This window comes from Thermovirga sp. (genome assembly GCA_012523215.1).
Taxonomy (GTDB): domain Bacteria; phylum Synergistota; class Synergistia; order Synergistales; family Thermovirgaceae; genus 58-81.
Genome location: JAAYIZ010000068.1, coordinates 1 through 1,551 on the forward strand (window position 1 = coordinate 1; position 1,551 = coordinate 1,551).

Here is a 1,551-nt window from a genome sequence, read left to right on the forward strand (position 1 = left end):
GGACATGGGTGAGGCCGGGCTCCCCCCTTTTGAGGTCCGTGACGGTCGCCTCGGCTATCACCTGGGCGTGTCGCCCGCTTATCAGGGAGAGGGCATCCTCTCCAGTGGCATCGGGATGTCCTTGGAGGGTCCCCTTTTCCCTGACCTTCCCCAGGGCGGAACCCAGGTCGATCCCCGAGGGGTTCAGGAGAGCCCCCCTGCTCCTGGTAGCGATGAAGGTCACCCGGTACTCGAAACCATACCTTTGCTTCAGCATGTCCCTTTTCTCTTCGAGTATCTTTGCCAGTCCCTGTCCCACGTTTCCAAAACCCGCAAAACCCAGGTCCCATACATTTGAAAAAGCACCTCCCGTTCCATTCACACCTGGCTTATTCTATCCATAAAGATACTTCCTGCGCTCGGGGGATCCCCCGCCGATGAAATCACCCACGGGCTTCCCGGTTTTCCGTGGAACTACCGGCCCAAAGCAGGTTTGCTTTTGCGACTCGCGATTCACTTGTCTTTCCGTTGATCCTTCGCCTTTGAGTTTCCTCTCACCTTTCACGCTCTTTAAGCCTTTAGGCTCTTCTTCTCTCTGCTATACTTTCCCAAGAGACTACGCGCGAGGTGAAAAACCACTCATGACGGAAGCCTATTTTGACGGGGCCTCCCGGGGCAACCCGGGCGAATCCGCCGCCGGGGCCTGCATCATCGACGACGGAAAGGTTATCTGGGAGTGCTCCCGTTCCTTGGGCATCGGCACCAACAACGAAGCCGAGTACAAGGCGCTGATAATGCTCCTCGAGGAGATCGCGGCCAGGGGCTTGAAGAAGGTCGCCGTCTACGGCGACAGCCGGCTGGTCATCTCCCAGGTGACGGGCCGGTGGAAGGTTCGCGAGGAACGCCTCCGCCCCCTGGCTGAAAGGTCCAGGGAACTGGCCCGCGCCACCGGGGCGGTCCTCCAGTGGGTACCCAGGGAGAAAAACGCCGCCGCCGACGCCCTCTCTAACAGGGCCTTCTCATCGCCCGGCCAGGGCCTGGCCGCTTTCCCGCCGGAGAAACTCGAGCGCGTTTCCCCGACGGTCTTCATCGCCCATGGCACCGCCGACTACGCCGTCGATGTGAAGCACCGCTCCTGCAGCTGCCCCGGCTTTCGACACCGCGGCGACTGCAAGCACCTCCAGGCCGCCTTATCTCTCCTTGAAAAGGAGGATGGGCATTGTTCATCCTTTTGACGGGAGACTCCGACGCCGGACCTGCCCTTCCCGGCCGTTTCTCCTCCCCTGCCGAGGCCGACTTCGTCTGGTGGGGTATCGCCACCGCCGAGATGCGCCTCTCCCTTCGCGACGATCTCGCCCTGTCCCCCGTGCTGGTCACTAGGGCGGCCCGCTTCCTGGCCGACTTCCCCACCCTGGTGGTTCGCTGCGGCACCAGGTCCGCCCCGAAGTGCCCCTACATGGAAACGGGAGCCCCAGCGGGGCAAGACCCGGCTAAGGGCCCATCCCTCCTGGACGCGGGTCTCCTCTGGGACAGCGGTTTCAGCCTCGGCAGGCTCCTGGCCGGCCTCGGGGA

The 1,551-nt window shown here is 62.7% G+C and carries 3 protein-coding genes; 2 read left to right on the forward strand and 1 reads right to left on the reverse strand.

Annotated features, from left to right (window positions below):
* Window positions 1-361 (reverse strand): homoserine dehydrogenase (locus GX108_02120; protein ID NLO55843.1); only part of this gene is annotated, 361 nt, incomplete at its 3' end.
* Between the two features lie 259 nt (window positions 362-620).
* On the opposite strand from GX108_02120, the gene GX108_02125 reads away from it, so the two are divergent.
* The gene (locus GX108_02125; protein NLO55844.1) at window positions 621-1,214 is read left to right on the forward strand and encodes a ribonuclease HI family protein; all 594 of its coding nucleotides are present in this window, start codon (window positions 621-623) and stop codon (window positions 1,212-1,214) included.
* A partial coding sequence (locus tag GX108_02130; protein ID NLO55845.1) for a hypothetical protein occupies window positions 1,199-1,551 on the forward strand: 353 nt, incomplete at its 3' end. The genes GX108_02125 and GX108_02130, both read left to right, overlap by 16 nt.

Bases quoted from the DNA above. Each gene is read 5' to 3' on its own strand.
- GX108_02125 (NLO55844.1), top strand. From the start codon at position 621: ATGACGGAAGCCTATTTTGACGGGGCCTCCCGGGGCAACCCGGGCGAA.